We start from the raw sequence: 23,621 nt of genomic DNA on the forward strand, positions 1-23,621 counted from the left end.
GCGTAATGGAATTGGAATGTTTTGTCGTTCAGGCCGGCCCGCGTGAAATCATTCCCGGCCGCACCGACCGCGACTGGATGGATGCGTTTTCCAACCGCTTCCCCTATCGCTGTCTGCCGCTCACCATGGCCAATTCGACGGGCTGGGAACTGCTGGTTCCCGAAGACATTACGATCGAATGGAATGGCGGCAAACTGGCCAGCGATATCATCATCACCGCCGACCGCCCTGGCGTGCACGTCGAACACTTTGTGCAGAGCCATTTCAGTCAGGGCATCGTCACCTTCCATACGGGTTATCTCTTCCGCACGCCGCCGGGATTTGCCCTTTGGGCCACAGGCGCACCCAACCACGTCAAAGACGGCATTGCACCCCTGACCGGTCTGATCGAAACCGACTGGCTGCCGTTTCCCTTTACGATGAACTGGCGCTTCACACGACCTGGCGTCGTGCATTTTCAGAAGGGTGAACCCTTCTGCTTCATCAATGTCATCGAACATCGAAAGACCGATGAGGTGCAGCCGGTGGTCAAGCCGATCGAGGCCGATCCGGACCTGCTGGAGCAATTTAAGGCGTGGTCGGAAAGTCGGGCCAAGTTCAATGAAAGCCTCGTCAACCGCGACCCGGCGGCCATTAAACAGGCCTGGCAGAAGTTTTACCACAAGGGTGAATTGCCGGATCAGTCGGAAGCGCCGCAGGAGCACATGAACCGTCGCCGCGTGAACCCTGTTCGCTATGACGGGATCGAAGAGCCGAAATAAAAAAGGGAGCCTTTAGGCTCCCTTTTTGGTTCAGCGACGATCCGTCGTCGGTCGCACAATACGCGGGTCGAGGTTCTGTTTTACCTCGCGCGCATCATAGGCGTTGGGATCGTTCGGCTTTTCGCCTTTACCGAAGATGACCTCGGCCGAGGTTTCATAACGGTAGAAAGTCGTCTGATCCTCTTCCCACGCGCCCCACGAGCCCCAACCGCCGCGATAATAGCGGTAGTAGAATCCGCCGTAGAGGCGTGGGAACGGATCACGATAAGTGGTGGTGGTCGTGCGGTCTTCCTTGGTGTTGCGGCCCACCAGACTGAACCAGTCGTAGCCGTTTTCCAGCGCCAGCTCCGCCGCGCGGTAGAGCATATAGTCCTCGACCGTCTCACGCGAGGTAGAGGAATTGCCGGAGAATTTCAGCCGGTAGCGATTGGCTTCGATCCGCTGGTCGGAATAGCCTCGGGCCAGAGACGAGGTCGGATCGCCAGTTACGGGCTGATAGGGGGTGGGTGTCGCGCAGGCGGCGAGCGTTACCAGAGAGACGCCAAGTGCCGCACCAATCATCATTTTACGCATGGTCTTAACACTCAACTCCCTGTGAAAAAGCCCCTATTGGCGAGGGAGTATCGAGCCTCCACTATCAAACGTCAATGTGGCTTTAATACGCCACCAAGGCCGTTACAGATCAGGCACGCCCTTCAATCCGTATAGGTTTTCATCAGGGTAGCGACCCAATCGATAAACACCCTCACCCGGCGCGCCAGATGACGTCGTTGCGGGTAGATCAGCGATACTGGCAGGGCCTCAGCCACATGGTTGGGCAATAGTTCAATCAGCCGTCCCTGCGCCACGTGTTCTATCATGCCGACACGTGGGGCCTGAACGATTCCGAGACCCGCCAGTGCCGCGTGACGATAGGCTTCTGAATTGTTGACCGTCACCACGCCCTCCATGGTAATGGTCTGCCACTGGGTACCGTCGAAATAGTCAAAGCCGTCCGGGCGCGCCCCCATCTGGGTCACGTAATGGATTAGCCGGTGGCCCTTCAGATCCTCCAGCGTGCGCGGCCTACCCCATCGCGCCAGATAGGCAGGGCTGGCAAAATTACCCATGGAAAGCTTACCCAGCGAACGGACCGTCAGGCCGGAATCGCTCAGGGTCCCCACCCGGATGACGGCGTCAAAGCCTTCGCGCACAATATCGACGATGCGATCCGTCGAAGACAGTTCAACGCGCAAGGCCGGATGGCGCTCAAGCAGCGCGGGTAAGTTGGGCAGGATAAGGTTCTGCGCCACGGGGATGGGCATATCCACGCGGATGCGCCCACTTACCTCACGCGTCTGAAACAGGCCCGACAGGTCTTCGGCATCAGCCAGCAGGTCCTTGGCGCGCTCATAGAAAACCTGACCATCGTGGGTGAGCTGAACCCGTCGCGTGGTGCGATAGAGGAGTTGCGCCCCAAGATGCGCCTCCAGCGTTTGCACCGCCGTTGATACCGTGGCCTTTGGCAGGCCAAGCGTTTCGGCCGCCTGCGTGAAAGACGACAGTTCCGCGATACGGGTGAACATCAGAAGGGCATCTAATCGCAGCATACGCGCATTATTGTTCATTTATCGGAACAGTCTAGCCGGAATTTACGGATTTATCCTGCCTCATGGGTCAACTATTCATCGGTCATCCGCTTTCATACAGGAGAGATTACATGACCATCGCACTCATCACCGGCGGCAGCCGGGGCCTTGGCCGCAACGCCGCCCTGCATCTGGCCCGCGACGGGGTGGACGTCATCTTCACCTATCGATCAAACTTCACAGAAGCTCAGAGCCTTGTGGCTGAGATCGAAGCCCTGGGGCGCCGCGCTGTGGGCATGCCGCTGGACGTTGGCAATACGACAGGATTCGCCCCCTTCGTGGCAAAGGTTCAGGAAACCCTGACCGCCTGGGGCGAAGACCGCTTCGACTATCTCGTCAACAATGCCGGAACCGGTGTTCATGCCAGCTTTACCGATACCACCGAAGCGCAGTTCGACGAACTGGTGAATGTGCATTTCAAAGGCCCGTTCTTCCTTACCCAGGCTCTACTGCCCCTGATGCGCGACGGTGGTCGCATCCTCAATGTCTCGTCAGGTCTGGCGCGCTTCGCCCTTCCGGGTTACGCCGCCTATGCGTCGATAAAGGGGGCGATGGAGGTGCTGACGCGTTATCAGGCCAAGGAATTTGGAGCCCGCGGCATTGCCGTCAATGTCCTCGCTCCGGGGGCGATAGAAACAGATTTCGGAGGCGGGGCTGTGCGTGACAATGCGGGACTGAATGCCTTTGTGGCGTCAAATACGGCGCTGGGTCGTGTGGGTCTTCCCGACGATATTGGGGGTGTCGTCGCGGCCATTCTGTCGCCCGGCAGCCGTTGGATCAATGCGCAGCGGATCGAAGCATCGGGCGGCATGTTCCTCTAATCGAGAGCCTGGTGCGCGCCCGGTTCGCCCTTAAGCCAGTAGCCAGAGGCCTTGATCCTTTTCGGATTGAGGCCTTTGTCGTGCAGGTGCGCCCGCACCGTTCTGGCCCACTGCGCCTCTCCGGCAATCCACACTAGCGGATCGGCACCCAGGCTTAGGGCATCGATGGCGCCTAGCACATCATTGGCTTGCGCACGATAAAGCCAGCAAAAATCCGCCTTGGCCCGGGTGATCCAGGTCTGACGCTCTGCCGCATTTTCGACCATGGCCAGGACGGTTATCGCCTGACCCGCCGGGGCGCCTTCCAGACGACGGCCGATAGCCGGCAAGGCCGTTTCATCGCCGACCAGGACATAGTGAGCGAACGCATCCGGCCACACTTGCGAGCCGCGCGGGCCGCCAATGTGAAGCAAATCGCCGATCTTCGCTTGTAACGCCCATTGAGTGGCCGGTCCCGCCGGTTCATGCAGGGCGAAGTCGAGGGTCAGCCGCCCCTTGCTCACATCAAAGGCGCGCGGCGTGTAGTCGCGCATGACCGGCGTGTCTCCGCCCTGCGGATCGGGAAACAAGAGTTTCACATGATCATCAAAGCCCAGTGACTGAAACCCTTCCAGATCGCCACTGAGGATCAGACGCAGCATATTCGGTGTCAGTCGGATGCGCTCAGCAACCCGCAGTTCACGGCGGCGCAGTTCAAAGCGAACGCGCAAGGGCGTGCAATTGTCTTCAGCCATCTCACGACCTCTCAATACGGCGAGCCAGATCGTCGATACCATCGACAATGGCGTGCAGTTCGTCTTGCGTCAGTGGTCGCGCCGCGCGATTGCGCAGAGCTGCCTTGAGATTGTCCATGGCGCGAAAGATGGGCGCGAAATCCGGTCCTTCCGAGGCGCTTTGCGGGGCTTCGGCAAACAGACGCTCCAGTTCTTCGGCGCGTTCAGCCAAAAGGGCCGTTCCCGCTTCGGTGATGGTGGCGACCTTGCGGCCTTCAGCGTCGGGGGTGATGGTGATAAAGCCACCATCTTCCAGCCAACTCAGGGCCGGATAGACAATACCAGGCGACGGTGCGTACTGACCGTTGAAATGGTCGTCGATAGCGCGGATGAGTTCATAACCGTGGCTGGGCCTATCGCTGATCAGCCTGAGCAACACGAGCCGCAGGCCGCCATGCCCGAAACCGCGACCGCCGCGCCCACCCCGGCCATGCCGTCCGGGCCCGCGCTCACCTAACGGGCCGCCGCGGCCCTCTTCGGGCCAGCCGCGATGATGACCACCGCCCCGCCCGCGTCCAAAGGGAAAGTCCCTCATAATTCACATACCTTTCAGAGGTTGAAGACCTACCAGGACCACGGCAAAAGCCGTGTGTCTCTAATTTGTATTTAGATATATCTGAATTATGTTTGAAATAGGACTTTTATCATTCTTTGCGTAATGCCGCTTAAGACTATATAACTTCTATTATATACGAGAGTTCCAGATGATGCGTTTCAAGGTCACAACGGTAGGGGCTTCGGCGGGATTTATTCTGACCAAGGAAGCCATGGCCCACATGAAAATCAAAAAAGGCGACACCATCTATCTGACGGAAACACCAGATGGCGGTTTCCGGCTGACGCCCTATGACCCGGATTTTGAACGCCAGATGTCGCTGGCGGAAGAGATCATGCACGAAGACCGGGAAATCCTGCGTCAGTTGGCGAAATGACCGCGTGGCGATGGGTTCCGCGCGAAGTCGTCTTTGCCATTCATGATCGTCAACTGGCGGAACATGGGGGACTGGAAGGGGTCCGTGACGCCGGAATCATCGACCCAGCCATTGCCCGTGCTGCAAATCTGGTGGCCTATGGCCAACCGGATGCCGCTGACTTAGCAGCCGCCTACGCCTTCAGCATCGCCAAAAATCATGGTTTTAACGACGGCAAAAAGCGCACAGCATGGGTGGTGGCGCGTCTATTTCTGGCCGACAATGGCTATCGGCTGAGCTTCGATAAAGGGGACGCTATCCGTACTGTCGAAGATATGGCCGGCGGCAAAGTTTCCGAAACCAAACTAGCTGAGTGGTTTCGCGCGCGCTTGGGTTAATCCAATGCGTCTCGTTCTTTCTCCAGCGGCTCATTTACCACCACCTCATCCGGCGGTGAAATCACCACATAGCCCGCGCCGATATTCACCTCAGGCACGTTTTCGCGGGTGAACATCAGGTAGTAGCTGGCGCCACCTTTCGGCTGGATGTCGAGAAGATCGCCTGCGCCGAAATCTTCAACGCCTTTCAGCCGTCCGATCACGGACCCGTCGGTGCTACGCACCTCAAGGCCAATCAGGTCGGTTACATAGTAATCGTCCTCGCCCTCAACTTCGGGCAGGTCTTCGCGGCGCACATAGAGTTTGAGCCCCTTGAGCGCGTCGGCCTTGTCCTTGTCACTAATGCCTTCGGCCTTAACGACCAGAGCGCCCTTGTGGACACGCGCCGCCGTAATAACCAGCGCGGGTTCGCCTCGCGGGTTATAAAGGGGATTATATTCCAGTACGCTCAGCGGATCGTCCATATGGCTGATCAGCTTGAATTCGCCGCGCACGCCGAAGCTGGCGGCGACCTGGGCCACGAAAACCAGTTCCGTCATCAGAGAATGCTTTGGCCCGTGCTGGCCCAGTCGGCGAGGAAGGTTTCCAGACCCTTGTCGGTCAGGTCGTGCTGGAACATGGCCTTGATGACCGCGGGCGGCAGGGTGGCGCAATCGGCCCCCGCAATGGCGGCCTGAGCGACGTGGGTAGTGTTGCGCAAGGACGCGGCGAGGATGGCCGTTTCAAACTCATAATTATCGAACACGGTGCGGATGTCGCGGATCAGCTGCATCCCGTCTTCACCGCGATCGTCCAGACGCCCGACGAAGGGAGATACGAACGTCGCGCCGGCCTTGGCGGCCAGAAGCGCCTGCGTCACCGAGAAACACAGGGTGACATTGGTCATCAGACCCTGATCGGAAAAGACGCGCGTGGCTTTCAGGCCATCGACAGTGAGCGGCACCTTGATCACCACATTGTCGGCAATCTTGGCGAGCTTTTCGCCCTCGGCCACCATCTGCTCGAATTCCGTAGCCGCGACCTCGGCCGAAACCGGACCGTCAATCATGGCGCATATTTCCTTGGTGACCTCAAGGATATTGCGGCCTGACTTGGCGATCAGGGTCGGGTTGGTGGTCACGCCGTCGATCAGGCCCGTCTCATTGAGTTCGGCCAGAAGCGCGGTGTCGGCAGTGTCGGCAAAGATCAGCATGGTTTTTCCTTGGGCGTCTTTGTGTTTGGAGGCATTTGCGTGTATGAGGCCGCATTAATCCGTATAACAGAGCAAGTTCAAGTTTTTTTGCATGAGTAACGCCCCCGCCACTTCTGACGCCCCCAAGGTCGGTTTTGTCTCGCTTGGCTGCCCAAAGGCGCTGGTCGATTCCGAACGCATACTGACGCGCCTGAAAGGGGAAGGCTATGCCACGGCCGCCGAATATGCCGGGGCCGATGTGGTGGTCGTGAATACCTGCGGCTTTCTGGATTCGGCGCGCGACGAAAGCCTGAATGCCATTGGCGAAGCTCTGGCCGAAAACGGCAAGGTGGTCGTGACTGGCTGTCTGGGGGCCGAAGCCGACCTGATCCGCGAACGCTTTCCCAATGTCGCCGCCGTCACCGGCGCGCATCAGTACGAAGAGGTGATGGAGGCGGTGCGCCGCATCGTGCCCGCTAAGCCCGACCCCTTCCGCCCGCTGGTGCCGGAGAATGATCCGGGCGTAAGGTTGACGCCCAAACACTATGCCTATCTGAAGATTTCCGAAGGTTGCGACCACCGCTGTTCCTTCTGCATCATCCCCTCCTTGCGCGGTGATCTGGCCTCGCGGCCGGTTGATGAGGTCTTGCGCGAGGCCGAGGTTCTGGCCGCCAATGGCGTCAAAGAGCTGCTGGTCGTTTCGCAGGACACCTCGGCCTATGGGCTCGATATTCGCTATGCCGAAGGCCGCTGGCGCAATGATTACTATAAGGCGTCGTTCGAAGACCTGTCGCGGGGCCTGGGTGAATTGGGTATCTGGGTGCGGATGCACTATGTCTATCCTTACCCGCACGTGAACAGCGTCATCCCACTGATGGCCGAAGGCAAGATCCTGCCCTATCTGGATATTCCGTTCCAGCACGCCAGCCCGAAGGTACTGAAGGCCATGCGCCGCCCCGGTAATCAGGACAAGACGCTCGAGCGCATCTTAAGCTGGCGCGAGATCTGTCCGGATCTGACGCTGCGTTCGACCTTCGTTGTCGGCTTCCCGGGTGAGACCGAGGCCGACTTCAACCTGCTGCTCGACTGGCTGGAAGCGGCGCAGATCGACCGGGTTGGGGCCTTTGCCTACGAAAACGTCGAAGGCGCCGCCGCGCGCGACCTGCCAGACCACGTGCCAGAGGAGGTCAAACAGGACCGCCTGGCGCGCTTTATGGCTGTAGCGTCGCGCATCTCGGCGCAGAAGCTGCAAAACAAGGTCAGTCAGGTGGTCGATGTGCTGGTGGACGAAATCCGCTCAGACGGCGTCGCGGTGGCGCGCACCAAGGGCGATGCGCCGGAAATCGACGGCCATATCTACCTGAAAGGCTTTACCGGCCTGAGCGTCGGTGACTATGCGAGGGCCAAGGTGACGCGCGCCGATGCCTACGACCTGTGGGGCGAACCGGAAGGGCTTATCAAGCTCAACCGCGTGCCGACGGCGCGCCCGGCAGGCCGCACGCACCGGCTGATTTCGCGGATTTAAACCCGTACAGCCCCAAGCGTATCTATGTCTGCGCCCTCAATTGCCGCCAGATGTGCTTCAATTGTTTCGACAGGCCAGTCCCACCAACGCAGGGCCAGAAGATCGGCGATCACCTCATCGCTGAAACGCTTGCGTAATGTATTTGCTGGATTGCCAGCGGCAATCGTGTAGGGCGGTACGTCTCTGCTAACCACAGCACCCGTCGCTATGATGGCGCCGTCGCCTATAGTCACGCCAGGCATGATGATCGCCCCAAAACCTATCCAGACGTCGTTACCGACAGTGGTGTCTTTTGCCGGCAGCTCACCATAGTCAGCCATGCGTTCAGGATTGAAGATGCGGAAGGGATAGGTCGAAAAGCCGCTCATCGGATGATTAGCTGACGAGGTAATAAAGGTGGTACCGTGCGCGAACTGACAGAATTTCCCGATGGTTAGTCGCTCTTTGGAAAAGGGAAACAAATAGGGCGCCAGCACACTCAACGGATCGTCGGGCATCTGAAAATGGCTGAAATAGCTGTAATCCCCGGCACTGAACTGCGGGTGAGACACCGCCACGTTAAGGTGTACGGTGCTGGTCACTGACTGACCATCGGGCAGGGTGATGGGGTTACGCTTCGTAGCGTCCAGACCTATAAAACGAGCCATGGAACCCCTCTCTTAGAGCTATGCCCGAAAACCTGCCCCCCGTCAGGGTACCAGCCAGAAACCGAACCGTGAAATCGGGTGCGCGATATCTTTCAGCGGCCAGCCATGCTGCGCCGCTAGGGCCTTAAGCGTGCGTCGCGGGGCCAGCACCCAGCAACGTTGCGACAGGTGCCAGCCGTCTTGGCTGTGCGATTTCGGAATGAAATAGAGGTCGTGCGCGTCCATCTCGATACTGTCGATCTGATCCAGCGGCAGTGCCTTATGATCCGGAGAAATGAATTCGCGGCGTTCGGGGTCATAGCTGAACAGGGGCTTGTTCAGCACGCTCAGGCTGATCATGCCGAACAGCAGAAGGCCCAGAATCAACACCCCAATCCCCTTGCCTTGCGTTATCATAAGTGCCGCCCAGAAGGGCGAGATCAGCATCAGGGCGATGGTATAGGTGTTGAGCAAGGTCGCGCTCCAGCGCACCTCGACCACAGATGTTTCAGGCGTTTCGTCAGACTTCATACCTGATGCCATATCCTGAACCGAGGCAGCATTCCACCTGCATTTTACCATCCACACCTTGCAGCGACCTTGAGGAGGACGCATATCGGAAAAGCGGAGGAAGCGATGTCCCGGTTTATAGTGTTTGACAGCCCGTTCCTGCTGGGGTTCGATGAGACCCGCAGCCTGATCGAGCGCGTCAGCCGCGCTTCCGATAATTACCCGCCTTATAATGTCGAAGCCCTTTCGGCCAATCACCTGCGCCTGACCGTGGCGGTGGCGGGTTTCACCCCCGATACGCTGCGTCTCAGCCTGCAAGGGCCGCAACTGACGCTTCAGGCGTTCAAGGATCCGGGCAAGGAGCCGTCAGAAGCCGAACCGCGCGAATTCATCCATCGGGGCATCGCGCAGCGCGGGTTTACGCGCAGCTTCGTCGTCGGCGAAGGGTTTGAGGTCGAGGGCGCGGTAATGGAATACGGTTTGCTGCACATCGACCTCAAGCGGCCTCACGCGCCGGAGGATGTGCGCATCATCCCCATTAAAGCGCGGTGATTTCACCTATGCGCATTTAGTCGCACCAGCGAAAAACGCCTTGCGCGGGCTTGCGGCACAGAGTCATTACTTCCGGACAACCCGGAGTATGCGTTTATGAACGGCCAGATTTCCACCCCTGCCCAAGCGATGGACAGCGAAATCCTTGCGCGTATTCGCTGCCCTGATCTGCTGACGCGCATTGCCACGCCAGACCAGGCCGCCAGCCTGATCCACGACGGCATGACCCTCGGCCTGAGCGGTTTCACCCGTGCCGGTGACGCCAAAGCGGTGCCTTTGGCCCTGGCCGAGCGCGCTAAAACCCACCCTATGAAACTTACGGTCATTACCGGGGCCTCGCTGGGGCACAATACCGATAAACTGCTATATGAGGCCGGGCTGCTGGCACGACGGATGCCGTTTCAGGTTGACGACACCCTGCGTGCCGCCATCAATCGCGGCGAGGTGATGTTCATCGATCAACACCTGTCTGAAACGGTCGAAGCCCTGCGTTCGCGGCAGGTCGGCCCGGTCGATTTGGCGGTGATCGAGGCCGTGGCCATCACCGAAGACGGCGGCATCGTGCCCTCCACCTCGGTCGGCAACAGCGCCTCGTTCGCTATACTGGCGCCTAAGGTGATCATCGAGCTGAACCTCACCTATTCGGCGGCCATGGAAGGGATGCATGACATCTATATCCCGGCCAAACGCCCGTCGCGCACGCCCGTACCGGTCGTCACCTGCGACAGCCGCGTCGGCACGCCCTATATCCCCATCGACCCCGCCAAGATCGCCGCTATCGTCATCACCCGAGAGGGCGACAGCCCCGCCCGCGTCGCGACACCCGACCCGGCGACCACCGCCATCGGCGCGTATCTGGTCGATTTTCTGCAAAACGAAGTCAGGCAGGGCCGTCTGCCACCATCTCTCAACCCCATTCAGGCCGGCATCGGTGTTATCGCCAATGCGGTCTTAAGCGAGTTGAACCGCTCGGACTTTCATAATCTGCGCATGTATTCCGAGGTGTTGCAGGATTCGACTTTTGAACTGATCGATTCGGGCAAGCTGCTCTATGCCTCCGGCTGTTCGGTGACGCTAAGCGCAGCATGGGCGGAGCGCGTCTTCAATCACATTAACGCCTATCGCGATCGCATCATCCTGCGGCCACAGGAAATTTCCAACCATCCGGAAGTCATCCGCCGCCTCGGCATCATCGCCATCAATACGGCGCTGGAATTCGATCTTTATGGCAATGTCAACTCAACCCATGTCAGCGGAACCCACATGATGAACGGCATTGGTGGCTCGGGCGATTTCGCCCGCAATGCCTATCTGTCGATCTTCGTCGCCAAGTCGCAGGCCAAGGCCGGGGCCATATCCGCCGTAGTGCCTATGGCCAGTCACGTCGACCATACGGAGCACGATGTCGATATACTGGTGACGGAAAACGGACTGGCAGATTTACGCGGTCTGGCCCCGCGCGAACGGGCGCGTCAGGTCATCGCCCATTGCGCCCACGCCGATTTCCGCGACCTGCTGAACGATTATTTCGATCGCGCCTGCCGCGAGCGCGGTGGACAGACCCCGCACCTGTTGTCTGAGGCCTTGAGCTGGCACGAACGCTACCTTCGCACCGGCCATATGAAACCCTAAGCGCTCATATTGCAGCCCGGCATTTCGGCTCTATAGTGGTCGAATGTATCTGGGCCAGCTTGACGTCGCGATCCGGGCAGGGGCTAGCGTTACCATCCTGCTTCTGGCCTGGCTTCTGCTGGCCCAGCGCCGACAGGCTGGCCTGCCGGCCGTCCTGTTCGCACCCCTGGCCCTGTGCCTTACAGGCTTTGTTGTCACCAACAGCCCACTTGCTTCGCTGACCCCAACGGGGGTCATAGGCAGGCTCGCGCACACGGTGAGCGGCTTCACCGTCATCTTTCTATGGTGGTTCAGTCTGTCATGCTTTGACAGGCAGTTTCGCTTGAAAGGCGGCGTGTTGGGCGTTGGCCTGCTTTGGGCTACCATTGCAGCTCTTGATCGCGGACTTTTGGGGGACGCTTTTGCAGACAAGGACTTATCCCGTCTGCTTGTACCGCTTGGCTTTGCGATTGTGGGGCATCTCGTCTGGCGTCTTCTGGGCGAACGTCCAGGTGATTTGATTCCGCAACGTCAGGACGCGCGGATCAGGGTCGCTGCCCTCCTCGGCGGGATGCTGTTCATTGATCTGACGGCCGATACCCTTTTCGGATTTGCCTGGCGTCCGCTGGCCTTCGCCATGATCCAGAACGCGATGCTCCTGAGCTTTGGTCTATGGCTGACAAGCCAGCTATTGAGCGTGCGCTCCGGCGTCCTGACCTTCAGCGCCGGAACGAACGCCCCCTCCGCGACGGCAATACCTTTAAGACCAGACCTGCGCCCAGACGATGAACGCCATCACCGCCTGTTGTCCCTGATGGAAAAAGACCGCGTGTTCCTCGACCCCGAACTGAGCTTTGCCACCTTTGTTGCGCGCATGGGCACGTCGGAGCGCGCCGTGCGCACGCTGATCAATCAGGAACTGGGCTATGATCATTTCCGCACCTTCCTGAATCATTATCGGGTGGCCGAAGCGCGTCGCCTGCTCAGAGAGCGAGACCCGGCCGACAAGCTGATTGCAGTTGCGCTCGACAGCGGCTTTGCCTCTCTGGCCAGTTTCAACCGGGCCTTCCGCACCATCGAAGGGCGTTCGCCCAGCGACTTTCGCGCCGCTGTGCGTCGGGATGAATCGGGTGCATAGCTGGGTATTGAGGAACGAAAGGACGGCTTTTGAGGAGAGAGACTGGCTAAAAAGCCATAATCTGCGGGGCGTTTCAGACGATGGAGAGGTGCGCATGAACGGGTTGATGGGTTTAGGAGGGACACTGGCGATCCTTCTTGTGCTGGGAGCGGTGATAGGCCTTTTGGATCGACGTCACTTTTCGCCCCTGTGGCTATTGATCGCGGCCCTGCTGGTGGCTGTCAATGACGGCCTTCTCACCCGGGGTTACGGCACAATGCCCGACCTCATCGGTGGAGACTGGAACTGGCAAGGCAAGGGACTGGCCTTGGCCGCGACCCTCGCCCTGATGGCGTTTCCTGTGTTTGGTTTCCGCAATACCGGACTGACGCTGGGGTTAACACCAGACAGTCTTAAGAGCGTGTGGCCGCCGGCACTCCTGTACGCAGCCTTTTTCGTCGCTATTGCCGTAGTCTTTCCGGGAGGCAAGACCAATGCCGAAGAGATCGCCTTCCAACTGACCATGCCCGGCCTTGAAGAGGAACTCTTCTACCGCGGCCTTCTATTGTTCGCGCTCGATCGGGCGTTCACGGGCAGAAAGCGCTTTCTGGGCGTTGATTGGGGCTGGGGGGCGTTTCTGTCCTGTGTCCTGTTCGGCTTGACGCACGCCTTCGGCTTTTCGCACGGCCACTATTCTTTCGACGCCATTACAATGGCCCTGACGGCTATCCCCTCCGTCTTGGCTGTGTGGATTCGTCTGCGGACAGGCAGCGTGCTTCTGCCGGTGGTGCTTCACAACTTCGGCAATTCAATCTCACTCCTGATTTAGAGAGCGTTCGGAAACCGGGTTCGGCGAAGCCAAAAGCGTGAACGGTTTTTCCATAAAAACATCGCGACAAAAAGATTAAGAGCGAAATGGAATCTTCACTCCACGTCATTTCGCTCTGAAGCGGTGATAACTCAGGCCGCGTGGCTGGTTTCGGTGCGGTTGAGAAGCGCGTAGAGGGCATCGGCCGTATCGACCTGACGCAGTTGCTCGCGCAATTCCTTCTGACGCAGGATGCGCGACACCTTGGCCAGGGCCCGAAGATGCTCGGTACCGGCGTCTTCAGGCGCAAAAAGCGCGAAGATCAGATCGACCGGGACATCGTCGATGGCCTCATAACTGACCGGAGTTTCCAGACGAATGAAGACGCCGTGCATGCGGGTCAGGCCAGGCAGGGCGGCGTGCGGAACCGCTACGCCCTGACCCACACCGGTGGAGCTGAGCTTTTCACGCTCCAGCAGACCCTGGAGGATGGCATCGGCCTCAAGTCCGTAGGCCCCAAGCGTACGCTCTGCCACGTCAGCGACGATCTGCAAGGCATTGCGCTTGGAATTGGCGCTTACCGGCCCGGCTACACTGTTCCGGTCAAGCACTTCTGTGAGGAACATACCATATCCATCAGTTTGTGGGCACAGGACCGGTAGAGCCATGCGCGGTCATCCGCCGCTCGAACGGCGCTACGCGACCGCGCCAGCCCTTACAGACAGCGCCCGTTCAAGTCAACTTCGGCTCATTAGCCTGTTTATGAAATTTTCGCGGCAGCGCGTCCAGCCGAAGCACGTTTCGATTGAATCCGATCGAAACGTGCTTCGGATATTTCGCTTTGGCGCGCTTTTTATCCGGACAGTGGTCCCACTTTACGGAATGCGTTTCAGTGCGCCTTCCCATTGAGTTTCGGTTTGGTGCGTTCCGGGTCGATCCAGCCGATATTGCCGTCGGGACGGCGATAGAGCACCGACAGCCCACCATGCCCCGCGTTACGGAACATGATGACCGGGTAGTTGGAAAGCTCCAGCTCGGCCACGGCCTGAGACACACTCAGCGTGCGGATCGCCGCCTCGGTTTCCGCAATGATCATTGGCTGCGGCGGGCTGTTGTGATCCATGCCGTCGTCAAAATCGGTGTCGTCGTCAATCACGTCGCTGCCCTGAATAACGGTCAGCGGCGCCATTTCATGCTTGGTCGGCGCATTGGTCGGATAGTGGTCTTTTAGGCGGCGTTTATAGCGGCGGATACGCTTTTCCATGTGGTCGAGCGTGCCATCAAAAGCCGCATGGGCGTCACCGCCAAAAGCATGCGCAACAAGGGTCTGACCGGAGGCGAGGCGCACCCAGCAGTCGGCCTTAAACTGATGGCCCTGCTTCGAGATCGTCACTTCGGCGGACGCGCCGCCCCGATCAAAATATTTGGTGATACCCGCATTGAGTTCGGTTTCGATGCGCTCCTGAAGCGCGGCACCCAATTCAACTTTTTTCCCGGTAACCTGTATTTGCATGGCGATAACTCGCTCCTTTAATCTGCAAAGACGTCGCCACACTGGAGGGTGGGCGACCTTGAGCCCCAGCCGTGTTTACGGACCGTGGTCCGTCTTCGACTGTACGCTTCTGGGTCCAGATGAAAAATCAAGAAAATGTGTAGGGCCTGCGACCCTAAAACGCAGGCTTCGCCTTGAATTTTAACGGTTAATTACCCACAAACTGCGCCAACGATTGCGCACGTCTACCTCTTGCGCAGGCAGCTCTTTGGGCCCGTGCTGTTCGGCGTATGGCCTAGGTCTAGCGGATCATGCGCTTGCGCTCGACCGAAGACGGGATGCGCAAGGCTTCTCGGTACTTAGCCACGGTGCGGCGGGCAATATCGACACCGGCTTCCTTGAGGATTTCGACGATACGGTCGTCCGACAACACCTCGCCCGATGCCTTTTCGCCCTCGATCAGGTGCTTGATCTTGTGGCGCACCGACTCGGCGGAGTGGGCCTCTGAGCCGTCGGCGGCCGCAATGGCCGAGGTGAAGAAGAATTTGAGTTCAAACACGCCGCGCGGGGTCGAGATATATTTATTGGTAGTGACCCGCGAAATGGTCGATTCGTGCATTCCCACGGCCTCAGCCACGGTTTTAAGGTTCAGCGGGCGCAGGTGCTCAACACCATAGACGAAGAACCCATCCTGCTGACGCACGATTTCCGCCGACACCTTGAGGATGGTGCGCGCGCGTTGATCCAGGCTCTTGATCAGCCAGTTGGCCTGCGACAGACATTCGGTGAGGTAGGTCTTTTCCTGATCCGAACGGGCTGAGTTCACCACCTTGGCGTGATAGCTCTGATCGACCAGCACGCGCGGCAGGGTGTCGCTGTTGAGATCGACACGCCAGCCACCCGACAGGTCCTGACGCACAAAGACATCGGGCACCACGCCGGCCTGCGGTTCGGCACCGAAGGCTGCCCCCGGACGGGGGGTCAGGGCCTTCAGTTCACGGATCATCTCCGCCAGATCTTCGTCATCGACACCACAGACACGGCGCAGCGCGCTCAGATCGCGGCGCGCCAGAAGCTCCAGGTTGTCGATCAGCGCCGCCATGGCCGGATCGAAGCGATTACGCTCGATCAGTTGCAGTTTCAGGCATTCGGGAACAGAACGGGCCATCACGCCGGTCGGCTCAAAGCCCTGACAGACACCCAGGACCTTTTCGATCAGGGCCATGGAACAGCCGAGGCGTTCGGCGATTTCCGTCAGATCGGCGCGCAGGTAGCCGCCTTCATCCACGGCGTCAATTAAGATTTGCGCTACTGCCATTTCAGGGGCGCTGAAACCGGCGATCAGGGCCTGATCCATCAGATGTTCAGCCAGCGTCTTATCGCGGCTCATAGCGCGGTCGAGCGTATCGCCGTCGCCATCGAAACCACCGCCCTTGCCGGCGCGGCTCCAATCGACCATCGGACCCTCGCCCATGTCGGCAGACGCCACGGGTTCACGCACCGTCGGCTCATCGTCGCCATAGACGTCGCCTTCAGAGGCGTCGAGATCGGAATTGGCCTGCTGGGTATCGCGGTCCGACAGCTCCAGTTCGCCGCGTTCCTCGCGGGGCATGTCGTTGTCATTATCCGGTGTGTCGGGGCCGCCTTCGCCGTCTTCGCGGAGCAGAAGGGGGTTGCGCTCCAGCTCGGCCTCGACCACGGCCTCCAGCTCGAGATTCGACAATTGCAGAAGCTTGATCGCTTGCTGCAACTGGGGCGTGATGACGAGCCCCTGCCCTTGTCTAATTTCCAGCCTTTGACCTAATGACATGCGCCGGACGTTAGACGTTAAGACCTTAAATTAGGTTAACCCCTTTCCACAGGCCGGAAAAAACCAGGAAAAGCCGTGGAAAAGGGATCAGAGCCCGCTATCGAGAGGTAGGAGAGTTTTCGACAAAACATCCAGGCAGACAGATATTCAGAGCAGGATAACGCGTCCATAGACGTTCATCCCGTTCTATCCGTCGAAATCCTCACCCAGATAGACCCGGCGCACTTCGGGGTTATGACGGATCTCGTCCGGCGTACCTTCGAAGAGGACTTCACCAGAGTGGATGATCGAAGCGCGGTCGATAATGTCGAGTGTTTCGCGCACATTGTGGTCGGTGATCAGGATACCGATACCGCGATGTTTGAGATAGCCCACCACGTCGCGGATGTCGGAAATGGCAAGTGGGTCGATACCCGCAAAGGGCTCGTCGAGCAGGATGAAGGACGGATCGCCGGCCAGAGCACGTGCAATTTCCACGCGGCGGCGCTCACCGCCGGACAGGGCCGTCGCCGGCGATTTGCGGATATGGGTGATGTGCAGTTCTTCGAGCAGACGCGTCACCTCGGCTTCAATTTCCGAACGGTTTTTGAGCCGCAGTTCCAGTACAGCCTGAAGATTTTGTTCCACACTCAGACCGCGAAAGATCGACGATTCCTGTGGCAGATAACCGAGGCCCATGCGCGCGCGCTGATACATGGGCTGAGCCGTAATGTCGTGGCCATCCAGACTGATGGTGCCGTAGTCGGGCTGCACCAGACCAGTGATCATGTAGAAGCAGGTCGTCTTGCCGGCGCCGTTGGGCCCGAGCAAACCCACGGCCTCGCCGCGACGCAGGGTTAGCGAGACGGTCTTGACCACCGCCCGCTCCTTATAGGACTTGCCTATGCCTTCGACACGCAGGCCGTCAGCGGTTTCGGGGACGTCAGCGATGCGAATATCGGCGGCGCTGCGGACGTCCAGCGTGGGAAGGGTGACCATTACTGCGACTTCTTTTGCTGATCCGGATAGAAGACCCCGCGCACACGGCTCTTGCTGCCGGTGGTCGGCACGCCGTCCATACTCGATTTTTTGGCCCCGACATTATAGACGAGGCGGCTGCCTTCCATCACGTTCTGACCCTGTTTAAGGACCACATTACCGGTCAGCACCAGCGTGTCGGTGCTCTTGGTATAGACCGCGCGGCTGCCCGTCATCACCTGATCGTCCACAACGTAATAGACATTGCCGAGTGCTTCGGCGGTCGAGAGAACGTCCCATTTGCCGGTCGCCTGATTCTGGCCGTAGGTAACAGTGACCTTATCAGCCCGCAACCGGGACGTATCCTGAAGAAATTCGACACTACCCGTAAAGACGGCGGTATGGTTGCCTTCGTCCGCTTCGAACGTATCGGCGGCATAGGCGATGGGGCTGTCCTTGGTCGGCGCAAACTGCGCCCACGCCACCGGCGCCGCCAGCAAGGCGGCCGCCCCCATCACCCACACGGTTGTCCTGATCTGCATGGCCGGATACATCCCTCAAATAAATGTCAGTCTTCGCCGCCCGAAAGCGTGCCGGTCACCTGCTGACCCGGCTTGCCGTAAAATACCACCTTGCGCCCGTTTTGCTCGACGCGAAAGCCCTGGGCATTGACGCTGCCGGTCTGCCAGCGGCCTTCGACCGGCGCATCGCCGCTGATTACGGCATTTTGCAAATCGACGTCCGCCGCCTGGGTGCGCAGCGCCATACCGTTGCCCGACGACAGGGTCACGTCCTTGTTGACGGTGAAACGGCGCCGGGTGTCATCATACACACCGGCCGCCCCCTCCAGAGACGACGGGCGGCTGTTTTCCGACCGGATTTCCAGACGCGGCGCGGTTAGGCTGACGATCTGCGAATTCCGCCCCTTACGCACCGCCTCAAGACCGCGCATCTCATAGCGCTCACCGTTGCGGCTGCGGTCGGTATAAAAGGGGTTGGTCATGCGGATGTCTTCACCACTGGTGGTGTACACATTCATCGAATTGATGACGCTCTGTACCACGATCCACACGATCATAAGCCCGATCATGCCGATAATGAGGCCAGGAAAGATGAGACGAAGACGCGCGATCTTGCGCGAACGCTTTTTCCACGCCAGCGCCTGAACGTTCAGGCGGTGACGGTCGGCAGCAGTGTCGTGCGTCGCGGTGTCGATGGCCGGCATGGCGGCGGTAATCCTTGTCAAGGGCGCTCACGGTTCAGATCGCGCCATGTCTCCAAACGTCGGAGCTCGACGTCGGAGGGCGGGTTTTAGCTCCACGAGTGGGCGAATATATCCGTATCTTCCCAGCCTGCCAAATCCAGTTTGACGCGGTGCGGCAGAAAATCAAAGCAACCCTGCGCCAGTTCGGCGCGGCCTTCGCGCGACAGCATAGCATCGAGCTTTTCCCGAAGCGCATGGAGGTGCAGAACATCGGACGCCGCATAGGCCAGTTGTTCCGTCGAGAGCGTGGCCGCCCCCCAGTCCGAGCTTTGCTGCGCCTTGGAAATATCGACGGCGAGCAGTTCACGCACCAGGTCCTTCAGACCGTGGCGATCCGTGTAGGTGCGCGCCAGCTTGGAGGCGATCTTAGTGCAATAGACCGGCGTGGTAACGACGCCCAAATGCAGCAGGAACATGCCGATGTCAAAACGCCCAAAGTGAAACAGCTTCAACACCTTCGGATCGGTCAGCAGGGCCTTGAGATTGGGACAGTCATAGGTCGGTCGATTAAGCCGTACCACATGCGCATCGCCGTCGCCCGCCGACAACTGCACAACACACAGGCCGTCGCGCCCGAAGCGCAGGCCCATGGTTTCGGAGTCGATGGCCACCACCGCGCCAAGATCCAGGCCGGTGGGAAGGTCGCCTTCATGATAATGGATGGTCACGCTCTCAAAACCTCTGACGATTGTCCTGATGTTCGCCTAAGCCATAGGCCGTGCGCCGTCAATTCCTGTCGGTAGACAGGTCTGCGAAACCGATTGTTCGTGCCCATGTGTCTGACACCCCTTGTCACGACGCGCGGCTTCGATCAAATGCGCAGTCAAACACATAAGACGTTTAACAGTATCAGGGTCAGTCGATGCCAGCACACCCCAAGACGGACAAGGTAACGAAGGCCGCCGGCCTGCGAACCATTGTGGCGGCGTCCGCCGCCGGGACGACATTCGAATGGTATGACTTCTTTATCTTCGGGGCCCTGACCTCGATCATTACCAAGAACTTCTTTACCGGGCTTGATGATACCACCGGCATGATCCTGGCGCTTTTGACCTTCGCGCTGGGGTTTCTGTCGCGGCCCTTCGGCGCGCTGCTGTTCGGTCACATTGGCGACCGCAAAGGACGCAAAGGCACATTTCTCTACACTATTTTGCTGATGGGCATGGCCACGGTTCTGATCGGCTTCCTCCCCACCTATGAACAGGCGGGGATATGGTCGCCTTTGCTGTTGGTCGCCCTGCGTATTCTGCAGGGTATCGCCATGGGCGGTGAATATGGCGGAGCGGTGGTCTATGTTGCCGAACACGCCCCGGCCGACAAACGTGGTGCCTACACGGCGTGGATTCAGGCCTCTGCCTCTCTGGGCCTCGTCATCGCCTTGCTGGTCGTCTTTTTGACCCGTACCATCATCAAGGAAGAGGCCTTCGGCGCGTGGGGCTGGCGCATTCCCTTCATTGTTTCATCGGTCCTTCTGGCCATTTCGGTTTATATCCGCGCCAAGACCGCCGAAAGCCCGGCCTTCCGCGCCCTGCACGACAGCGGCAACGTCTCCAAGGCCCCGTTCAAGGAGGCCTTCGGTCAGTGGTCCAACCTGCGACAGGTGCTAATCGCCTTGTTCGGTTTCATGACGGCGCAGGGCGTCGTGTGGTACACTACCTTCTTCTACACTCAGGTGTTTCTGGAAAAGAGCGTCAAGCTGGCGCCCACCACCGTCAACCTGCTGGTGATGGGTATTTCGATCGTCAGCGCGGTGCTCTATGTCTTCTGGGGCAGCCTGTCGGACCGCGTGGGACGCAAACCGGTTATGATCCTGGGCATTGCCATTGCTGTCCTGAGTTTTGTGCCCGGCTTCCACCTGATGGCGCGCTTTGCCAATCCGGCGCTTGACGATGCCGTCAACCGCACGCCGGTGGTCATCTTCGCCGACGCGCGCAAATGTTCGGTGCAGTTCGATCCCGTTGGGAAGGCGCAATTCACCTCCTCCTGCGACCTTGCGAAATCACTGGTGACCAGCCTGGGCGTACCCTATGTCAACAAACCAACTGAGCCGGGGGCGACGTTTGCCACGGTGCAGATCGGTCAGCGCACCGTAGCGGTTCAATCGGGTGACACCCTGTCAAAGGCCGATCTGGCAACGCTGAAAACCAACGCGCTGACCGATCTTAAGGCCGCGCTGAAAGCGGCGGGCTATCCCGAAGCCGCCGATCCCAAACGGGTCAATATTCTGGGCATTTTTTCGGTCCTGTTTGTCTTTACCGTCGGGGCGACGGCCCTCTATGGCCCCATGGCCTCGGCCCTGGTGGAGATGTTCCCCACCCGCATCCGCTACACAGCCCTGTCCCTGCCCTATAACATCGGGACCGGATGGTTCGGGGGGCTTCTGCCTGCCATTTCCTTCGCCATGGTGGCCGGTTCCGGCAATCTGTTCTTCGGCCTGTGGTATCCTGTGATCATCGGCGCCACAGCCATCGTCGTCGCGCTCATCTTTATGAAGGAAACGCGCGGGCGCGATCTGCATACCATGGAAGACTAGTTAGGAAGCCGATGTTCGGAAAATTCGCCTCAACGGCGAAAAAACACGGAAATGTGCATTGAGTTTTTCCACAACCGTGTCATTATTCCCACAGCTCCGGACGGAGTGTAAACGGCGGCATTGACGTCTCCTGTGTGCGTTTTTCCCTTTATCTCTTCGTGTTATGTGCCAAACATCTGACCCGGTCAGTCTCACTGACCGGGTTTTTTTATGCGTCAGGAAGCCCTTATGCGTTTGTCGATTGCCTCATGGAACATCAACTCTGTGCGACTGAGGATTGATCAGGTCATACGTTTTCTCGACTTGGCGCGTCCGGACATCCTGTGCCTTCAGGAAATCAAGTGCCAGAACGGTGAGTTTCCGCGTGAGGCGTTTGAGGAAGCGGGCTATCCGCACATCTTTGTCACTGGTCAGAAGGGGTGGCACGGGGTAGCGCTGGTGTCAAAACAGCCGTTTGAAACCAACGAAATCCTGCCCTTCTGCCGCCGGGGTGAAGCGCGCGTTCAGGGGATAAAGGTAGCCGGCATAGACCTTTGGAATTTCTATATTCCGGCGGGTGGCGATGTCCCCGACCGGGAAGCCAATGACAAGTTCGATCATAAACTTGAATTTTATGAACGCCTGACCGCGTATTTGAAATCCCGCAATCCCGATGCACCCCTTCTGATCGCCGGCGACCTCAATATCGCACCCGGTGAAAACGACGTGTGGAGCCACCGTCAGATGCTGAAGGTGGTCAGCCATACCCCGCCTGAGCTGGAGGCGTTCGCCAATCTGATGGACGCGGGCGGCTTTCACGACGCCTTCCGCGAACTGTGGCCGGAACCGCAAAAGCTGTTTACCTGGTGGAGCTATCGCGCCGCCGATTTCCGCAAGTCCAATCGCGGGCTACGACTCGATCACCTGCTAATCAATCCCGCCTTGAAGGCGCGTATCACGTCGCCTATAGCCGCCATTATCCACGACCGCGTCCGCGAATGGGACCGGCCGTCGGATCACGCCCCTATTCAGATCGAGTTCGACCTATGACCGAAGACGCCCTGCCGGCAGAAGCCGGGCTACCCGCCGATATTCTGGCCAAGGCCGATTTCCGTTACAATGAATATGCCTGGAGGATCAAAGACATCCCCGAAGTTATCCGCGCCGCAACCAGGGCCGGATTTATGAGTCTGGGCGGCCAACTTCAGATCCGCATTCCGGACGCCATCGGCGAATGTCACTGGGTCGAAACCGACCCGGCGGGTTTGGCTCCGGCTGACCTGCCTTGGGCAGTGCGTATCCGCATGGTTGAGGAGCTGGCGCTACAGGACTGGGAAGAACTGAAAGCGCATTACGACTTCGCCGAGCAGGTCAGACTGGCCTTTCCGGCGGTACTGGAACCCTATCTGGCCACGGGCGGTAAGCTGGAAGATGCCCTATGGTTTACGTGGTACGTCATTGACGAGGAAAATGAGCGCCAGCACCGCGAAGCGGAGGGATTGGAAGAATAGCCCTCTCCCCATACCTCGGCAAAGGGAGAAGGGTCAGCGTAGCTCCTTGCGTACCATCAGCTTCAAACCCGACCAAACGTCGCTGACGGCGCAGACCTTCACATCGACAAAGCCCAGCGGTAGACAGACCTCGCGGATAACGTCTTCAGTAATATCGGTGGGCACTTTTGAAGCCCTCTTGGGCCACGATACCCAGACCATGCCGTCTGGTCTCAGGGCCCTACGCCAATGCGTCAGCGCCGCTTCCAGAATTGCACGCTCATTGGTGAAAATGTGCACCAGTTCCGGGTCATCAGCCCCGAACTCCACACCGTCGGGTAACGGTTCAAGCCAGTTGTTATAGTCTTCCGGTGCGCCGACTAAAACCGCACGCATACCCGGTTTGTAACCGAGTTTCCTGGCCAAAGGTGTGCCGGAGTATCCTGCGCTGGATTTAGTCATTGATGTCCCAGCCTTCATAAACCCCTTTGTTGACTTGGACATCATGATCCCAGCGCCACCGTGCGTCCCGCAGAGATTGTCTTTCGGCCATCATTAAAAGGGTGATGGTGACGCGCCACAGCGTCTGATCTGCGTCCAGAGACAGTGTCAAATCCGCCTGAGACTTCACACTGTCCAGAAAAGTCTGCGCCTTTTCTTCTGAAGGAAAGCTGTATCGAAAACGCAATCGCTGAGGCTTTGTCAGATCGAAACCATCGCGCCAAAAAGAATAGGACCTAGCGTAATCATCATCATTGTAAATACTTATCGAATAAGTCTTTACACGATTAAAACCAAAGAACCGTGTCCCCCAGCGAATTAGCCAAGATACGACCAGAAAGCCCGCAATAAGTGCGGCTGTTATCCAAATCGTCTCCCACACA

The 23,621-nt window shown here is 58.8% G+C and carries 29 protein-coding genes; 12 read left to right on the top strand and 17 right to left on the bottom strand.

Features of this window, described 5'->3' with window-relative positions; genetic code table 11:
* Positions 1-5 precede the first annotated feature (5 nt).
* Positions 6-761, top strand: coding sequence for a DUF6065 family protein (locus AACH73_RS00130; protein WP_272739725.1), 756 nt, complete (start codon positions 6-8; stop codon positions 759-761).
* 30 nt (positions 762-791) lie between these two features.
* Here the strand turns inward: AACH73_RS00130 and AACH73_RS00135 are convergent, their stop codons facing one another.
* Positions 792-1,334, bottom strand: a complete 543-nt coding sequence (locus AACH73_RS00135) for a hypothetical protein (protein WP_272739726.1) — start codon at positions 1,332-1,334, stop codon at positions 792-794.
* A 122-nt stretch (positions 1,335-1,456) separates the two neighbouring features.
* Positions 1,457-2,350, bottom strand: coding sequence for a LysR family transcriptional regulator (locus AACH73_RS00140; protein WP_338735031.1), 894 nt, complete (start codon positions 2,348-2,350; stop codon positions 1,457-1,459).
* 110 nt (positions 2,351-2,460) lie between these two features.
* On the opposite strand from AACH73_RS00140, the gene AACH73_RS00145 reads away from it, so the two are divergent.
* A complete protein-coding gene (locus tag AACH73_RS00145; protein ID WP_338735032.1) occupies positions 2,461-3,210 on the top strand; it encodes an SDR family oxidoreductase in 750 nt (249 codons plus the stop codon).
* Here the strand turns inward: AACH73_RS00145 and AACH73_RS00150 are convergent.
* Both AACH73_RS00150 and AACH73_RS00155 read right to left on the bottom strand, forming a co-directional pair.
* Positions 3,207-3,944 carry a siderophore-interacting protein gene (locus AACH73_RS00150; RefSeq protein WP_338735033.1) on the bottom strand — a complete coding sequence of 246 codons (738 nt, stop codon included), beginning with the start codon at positions 3,942-3,944 and terminating at the stop codon, positions 3,207-3,209. The genes AACH73_RS00145 and AACH73_RS00150 overlap by 4 nt on opposite strands.
* Position 3,945: 1 nt before the next feature.
* Positions 3,946-4,518: a PadR family transcriptional regulator gene (locus tag AACH73_RS00155; RefSeq protein WP_338735034.1), complete on the bottom strand. Its 573-nt coding sequence runs from the start codon at positions 4,516-4,518 to the stop codon at positions 3,946-3,948.
* Between the two features lie 169 nt (positions 4,519-4,687).
* On the opposite strand from AACH73_RS00155, the gene AACH73_RS00160 reads away from it, so the two are divergent.
* Together AACH73_RS00160 and AACH73_RS00165 are read left to right on the top strand one after the other, a co-directional pair.
* On the top strand, positions 4,688-4,915 hold the full coding sequence (locus AACH73_RS00160) for an AbrB/MazE/SpoVT family DNA-binding domain-containing protein (protein ID WP_338735035.1): 228 nt from the start codon (positions 4,688-4,690) through the stop codon (positions 4,913-4,915).
* A complete protein-coding gene (locus tag AACH73_RS00165; protein ID WP_338735036.1) occupies positions 4,912-5,292 on the top strand; it encodes a type II toxin-antitoxin system death-on-curing family toxin in 381 nt (126 codons plus the stop codon). The genes AACH73_RS00160 and AACH73_RS00165 overlap by 4 nt, the downstream gene beginning before the upstream one ends.
* Here the strand turns inward: AACH73_RS00165 and rimM are convergent.
* Together rimM and fsa are read right to left on the bottom strand one after the other, a co-directional pair.
* Positions 5,289-5,831 carry a ribosome maturation factor RimM gene (gene rimM, locus AACH73_RS00170; protein ID WP_338735037.1) on the bottom strand — a complete coding sequence of 181 codons (543 nt, stop codon included), beginning with the start codon at positions 5,829-5,831 and terminating at the stop codon, positions 5,289-5,291. The two genes, AACH73_RS00165 and rimM, sit on opposite strands and share 4 nt — an antisense overlap.
* A complete protein-coding gene (gene fsa / locus AACH73_RS00175) occupies positions 5,831-6,484 on the bottom strand; it encodes a fructose-6-phosphate aldolase (RefSeq protein WP_338735039.1) in 654 nt (217 codons plus the stop codon). Before fsa ends, rimM begins: the two co-directional genes overlap by 1 nt.
* Positions 6,485-6,575: 91 nt before the next feature.
* Between fsa and rimO the strand changes: the two genes are divergently transcribed.
* On the top strand, positions 6,576-7,988 hold the full coding sequence (gene rimO / locus AACH73_RS00180) for a 30S ribosomal protein S12 methylthiotransferase RimO (protein ID WP_338735040.1): 1,413 nt from the start codon (positions 6,576-6,578) through the stop codon (positions 7,986-7,988).
* On the opposite strand, the gene AACH73_RS00185 is transcribed toward rimO, so the two are convergent.
* Together AACH73_RS00185 and AACH73_RS00190 are read right to left on the bottom strand one after the other, a co-directional pair.
* Positions 7,985-8,635, bottom strand: a complete 651-nt coding sequence (locus tag AACH73_RS00185; RefSeq protein WP_338735041.1) for a CatB-related O-acetyltransferase — start codon at positions 8,633-8,635, stop codon at positions 7,985-7,987. The two genes, rimO and AACH73_RS00185, sit on opposite strands and share 4 nt — an antisense overlap.
* A 42-nt stretch (positions 8,636-8,677) precedes the next feature.
* Positions 8,678-9,145: a hypothetical protein gene (locus tag AACH73_RS00190; RefSeq protein ID WP_338735042.1), complete on the bottom strand. Its 468-nt coding sequence runs from the start codon at positions 9,143-9,145 to the stop codon at positions 8,678-8,680.
* A gap of 105 nt (positions 9,146-9,250) precedes the next feature.
* Here AACH73_RS00190 and AACH73_RS00195 point away from each other — a divergent pair, with 105 nt between their 5' ends.
* From AACH73_RS00195 to AACH73_RS00210, 4 genes are all read left to right on the top strand, one after another.
* Positions 9,251-9,676, top strand: coding sequence for an Hsp20 family protein (locus AACH73_RS00195; RefSeq protein WP_272739735.1), 426 nt, complete (start codon positions 9,251-9,253; stop codon positions 9,674-9,676).
* A gap of 129 nt (positions 9,677-9,805) precedes the next feature.
* Entirely contained in the window at positions 9,806-11,308 is a 1,503-nt protein-coding gene (locus AACH73_RS00200) for an acetyl-CoA hydrolase/transferase family protein (protein WP_338735734.1), read from the top strand.
* 43 nt (positions 11,309-11,351) lie between these two features.
* Positions 11,352-12,425: an AraC family transcriptional regulator gene (locus AACH73_RS00205; RefSeq protein ID WP_338735043.1), complete on the top strand. Its 1,074-nt coding sequence runs from the start codon at positions 11,352-11,354 to the stop codon at positions 12,423-12,425.
* 94 nt (positions 12,426-12,519) lie between these two features.
* The gene (locus tag AACH73_RS00210) at positions 12,520-13,233 is read left to right on the top strand and encodes a CPBP family intramembrane glutamic endopeptidase (RefSeq protein ID WP_272739738.1); all 714 of its coding nucleotides are present in this window, start codon (positions 12,520-12,522) and stop codon (positions 13,231-13,233) included.
* A gap of 131 nt (positions 13,234-13,364) precedes the next feature.
* On the opposite strand, the gene ptsN is transcribed toward AACH73_RS00210, so the two are convergent.
* The 7 genes from ptsN to AACH73_RS00245 all read right to left on the bottom strand — a co-directional run bounded on the left by ptsN (position 13,365) and on the right by AACH73_RS00245 (position 19,403).
* Positions 13,365-13,838, bottom strand: coding sequence for a PTS IIA-like nitrogen regulatory protein PtsN (gene ptsN, locus AACH73_RS00215; RefSeq protein ID WP_338735044.1), 474 nt, complete (start codon positions 13,836-13,838; stop codon positions 13,365-13,367).
* Positions 13,839-14,101: 263 nt separating this feature from the next.
* Positions 14,102-14,725: a ribosome-associated translation inhibitor RaiA gene (gene raiA / locus AACH73_RS00220; RefSeq protein ID WP_272739740.1), complete on the bottom strand. Its 624-nt coding sequence runs from the start codon at positions 14,723-14,725 to the stop codon at positions 14,102-14,104.
* A gap of 280 nt (positions 14,726-15,005) precedes the next feature.
* Complete coding sequence (rpoN, locus tag AACH73_RS00225) at positions 15,006-16,514, bottom strand: RNA polymerase factor sigma-54 (protein ID WP_338735045.1); 1,509 nt, start codon at positions 16,512-16,514, stop codon at positions 15,006-15,008.
* Positions 16,515-16,700: 186 nt separating this feature from the next.
* Entirely contained in the window at positions 16,701-17,492 is a 792-nt protein-coding gene (gene lptB, locus AACH73_RS00230; RefSeq protein WP_272739742.1) for an LPS export ABC transporter ATP-binding protein, read from the bottom strand.
* Positions 17,492-18,013 carry a lipopolysaccharide transport periplasmic protein LptA gene (gene lptA, locus AACH73_RS00235; protein ID WP_272739743.1) on the bottom strand — a complete coding sequence of 174 codons (522 nt, stop codon included), beginning with the start codon at positions 18,011-18,013 and terminating at the stop codon, positions 17,492-17,494. Before lptA ends, lptB begins: the two co-directional genes overlap by 1 nt.
* Before the next feature lie 26 nt (positions 18,014-18,039).
* Positions 18,040-18,717: an LPS export ABC transporter periplasmic protein LptC gene (lptC, locus tag AACH73_RS00240; protein WP_338735046.1), complete on the bottom strand. Its 678-nt coding sequence runs from the start codon at positions 18,715-18,717 to the stop codon at positions 18,040-18,042.
* 65 nt (positions 18,718-18,782) lie between these two features.
* Positions 18,783-19,403: a ribonuclease D gene (locus AACH73_RS00245; protein WP_272739745.1), complete on the bottom strand. Its 621-nt coding sequence runs from the start codon at positions 19,401-19,403 to the stop codon at positions 18,783-18,785.
* Positions 19,404-19,597: 194 nt separating this feature from the next.
* Here AACH73_RS00245 and AACH73_RS00250 point away from each other — a divergent pair, with 194 nt between their 5' ends.
* The 3 genes from AACH73_RS00250 (at position 19,598) to AACH73_RS00260 (ending at position 22,758) form a co-directional block, all read left to right on the top strand.
* Positions 19,598-21,268, top strand: a complete 1,671-nt coding sequence (locus AACH73_RS00250; protein WP_338735047.1) for an MFS transporter — start codon at positions 19,598-19,600, stop codon at positions 21,266-21,268.
* A gap of 228 nt (positions 21,269-21,496) precedes the next feature.
* A complete protein-coding gene (xth, locus tag AACH73_RS00255; RefSeq protein ID WP_338735048.1) occupies positions 21,497-22,297 on the top strand; it encodes an exodeoxyribonuclease III in 801 nt (266 codons plus the stop codon).
* Positions 22,294-22,758: a hypothetical protein gene (locus tag AACH73_RS00260; RefSeq protein ID WP_338735049.1), complete on the top strand. Its 465-nt coding sequence runs from the start codon at positions 22,294-22,296 to the stop codon at positions 22,756-22,758. Before xth ends, AACH73_RS00260 begins: the two co-directional genes overlap by 4 nt.
* A gap of 33 nt (positions 22,759-22,791) precedes the next feature.
* Here AACH73_RS00260 and AACH73_RS00265 read toward each other — a convergent pair whose 3' ends face one another.
* Both AACH73_RS00265 and AACH73_RS00270 read right to left on the bottom strand, forming a co-directional pair.
* A complete protein-coding gene (locus tag AACH73_RS00265; RefSeq protein ID WP_338735050.1) occupies positions 22,792-23,133 on the bottom strand; it encodes a DUF3052 domain-containing protein in 342 nt (113 codons plus the stop codon).
* 58 nt (positions 23,134-23,191) lie between these two features.
* Positions 23,192-23,620, bottom strand: coding sequence for a ribonuclease E inhibitor RraB (locus AACH73_RS00270; protein WP_338735051.1), 429 nt, complete (start codon positions 23,618-23,620; stop codon positions 23,192-23,194).
* Position 23,621 lies beyond the last annotated feature (1 nt).

It is taken from the genome of Asticcacaulis sp. DW145 (assembly GCF_037101385.1).
In the GTDB taxonomy this organism is placed as follows: Bacteria; Pseudomonadota; Alphaproteobacteria; order Caulobacterales; family Caulobacteraceae; genus Asticcacaulis; species Asticcacaulis currens.

Coding starts and splice junctions, on each gene's coding strand:
- AACH73_RS00130 (WP_272739725.1), top strand. CDS start 6: ATGGAATTGGAATGTTTTGTCGTTCAGGCCGGCCCGCGTGAAATCATT.
- AACH73_RS00135 (WP_272739726.1), bottom strand. CDS start 1,334: ATGCGTAAAATGATGATTGGTGCGGCACTTGGCGTCTCTCTGGTAACG.
- AACH73_RS00140 (WP_338735031.1), bottom strand. CDS start 2,350: ATGCTGCGATTAGATGCCCTTCTGATGTTCACCCGTATCGCGGAACTG.
- AACH73_RS00145 (WP_338735032.1), top strand. CDS start 2,461: ATGACCATCGCACTCATCACCGGCGGCAGCCGGGGCCTTGGCCGCAAC.
- AACH73_RS00150 (WP_338735033.1), bottom strand. CDS start 3,944: ATGGCTGAAGACAATTGCACGCCCTTGCGCGTTCGCTTTGAACTGCGC.
- AACH73_RS00155 (WP_338735034.1), bottom strand. CDS start 4,518: ATGAGGGACTTTCCCTTTGGACGCGGGCGGGGCGGTGGTCATCATCGC.
- AACH73_RS00160 (WP_338735035.1), top strand. CDS start 4,688: ATGATGCGTTTCAAGGTCACAACGGTAGGGGCTTCGGCGGGATTTATT.
- AACH73_RS00165 (WP_338735036.1), top strand. CDS start 4,912: ATGACCGCGTGGCGATGGGTTCCGCGCGAAGTCGTCTTTGCCATTCAT.
- rimM (WP_338735037.1), bottom strand. CDS start 5,831: ATGACGGAACTGGTTTTCGTGGCCCAGGTCGCCGCCAGCTTCGGCGTG.
- fsa (WP_338735039.1), bottom strand. CDS start 6,484: ATGCTGATCTTTGCCGACACTGCCGACACCGCGCTTCTGGCCGAACTC.
- rimO (WP_338735040.1), top strand. CDS start 6,576: ATGAGTAACGCCCCCGCCACTTCTGACGCCCCCAAGGTCGGTTTTGTC.
- AACH73_RS00185 (WP_338735041.1), bottom strand. CDS start 8,635: ATGGCTCGTTTTATAGGTCTGGACGCTACGAAGCGTAACCCCATCACC.
- AACH73_RS00190 (WP_338735042.1), bottom strand. CDS start 9,145: ATGAAGTCTGACGAAACGCCTGAAACATCTGTGGTCGAGGTGCGCTGG.
- AACH73_RS00195 (WP_272739735.1), top strand. CDS start 9,251: ATGTCCCGGTTTATAGTGTTTGACAGCCCGTTCCTGCTGGGGTTCGAT.
- AACH73_RS00200 (WP_338735734.1), top strand. CDS start 9,806: ATGGACAGCGAAATCCTTGCGCGTATTCGCTGCCCTGATCTGCTGACG.
- AACH73_RS00205 (WP_338735043.1), top strand. CDS start 11,352: ATGTATCTGGGCCAGCTTGACGTCGCGATCCGGGCAGGGGCTAGCGTT.
- AACH73_RS00210 (WP_272739738.1), top strand. CDS start 12,520: ATGAACGGGTTGATGGGTTTAGGAGGGACACTGGCGATCCTTCTTGTG.
- ptsN (WP_338735044.1), bottom strand. CDS start 13,838: ATGTTCCTCACAGAAGTGCTTGACCGGAACAGTGTAGCCGGGCCGGTA.
- raiA (WP_272739740.1), bottom strand. CDS start 14,725: ATGCAAATACAGGTTACCGGGAAAAAAGTTGAATTGGGTGCCGCGCTT.
- rpoN (WP_338735045.1), bottom strand. CDS start 16,514: ATGTCATTAGGTCAAAGGCTGGAAATTAGACAAGGGCAGGGGCTCGTC.
- lptB (WP_272739742.1), bottom strand. CDS start 17,492: ATGGTCACCCTTCCCACGCTGGACGTCCGCAGCGCCGCCGATATTCGC.
- lptA (WP_272739743.1), bottom strand. CDS start 18,013: ATGCAGATCAGGACAACCGTGTGGGTGATGGGGGCGGCCGCCTTGCTG.
- AACH73_RS00250 (WP_338735047.1), top strand. CDS start 19,598: ATGCCAGCACACCCCAAGACGGACAAGGTAACGAAGGCCGCCGGCCTG.
- xth (WP_338735048.1), top strand. CDS start 21,497: ATGCGTTTGTCGATTGCCTCATGGAACATCAACTCTGTGCGACTGAGG.
- AACH73_RS00260 (WP_338735049.1), top strand. CDS start 22,294: ATGACCGAAGACGCCCTGCCGGCAGAAGCCGGGCTACCCGCCGATATT.
- AACH73_RS00265 (WP_338735050.1), bottom strand. CDS start 23,133: ATGCGTGCGGTTTTAGTCGGCGCACCGGAAGACTATAACAACTGGCTT.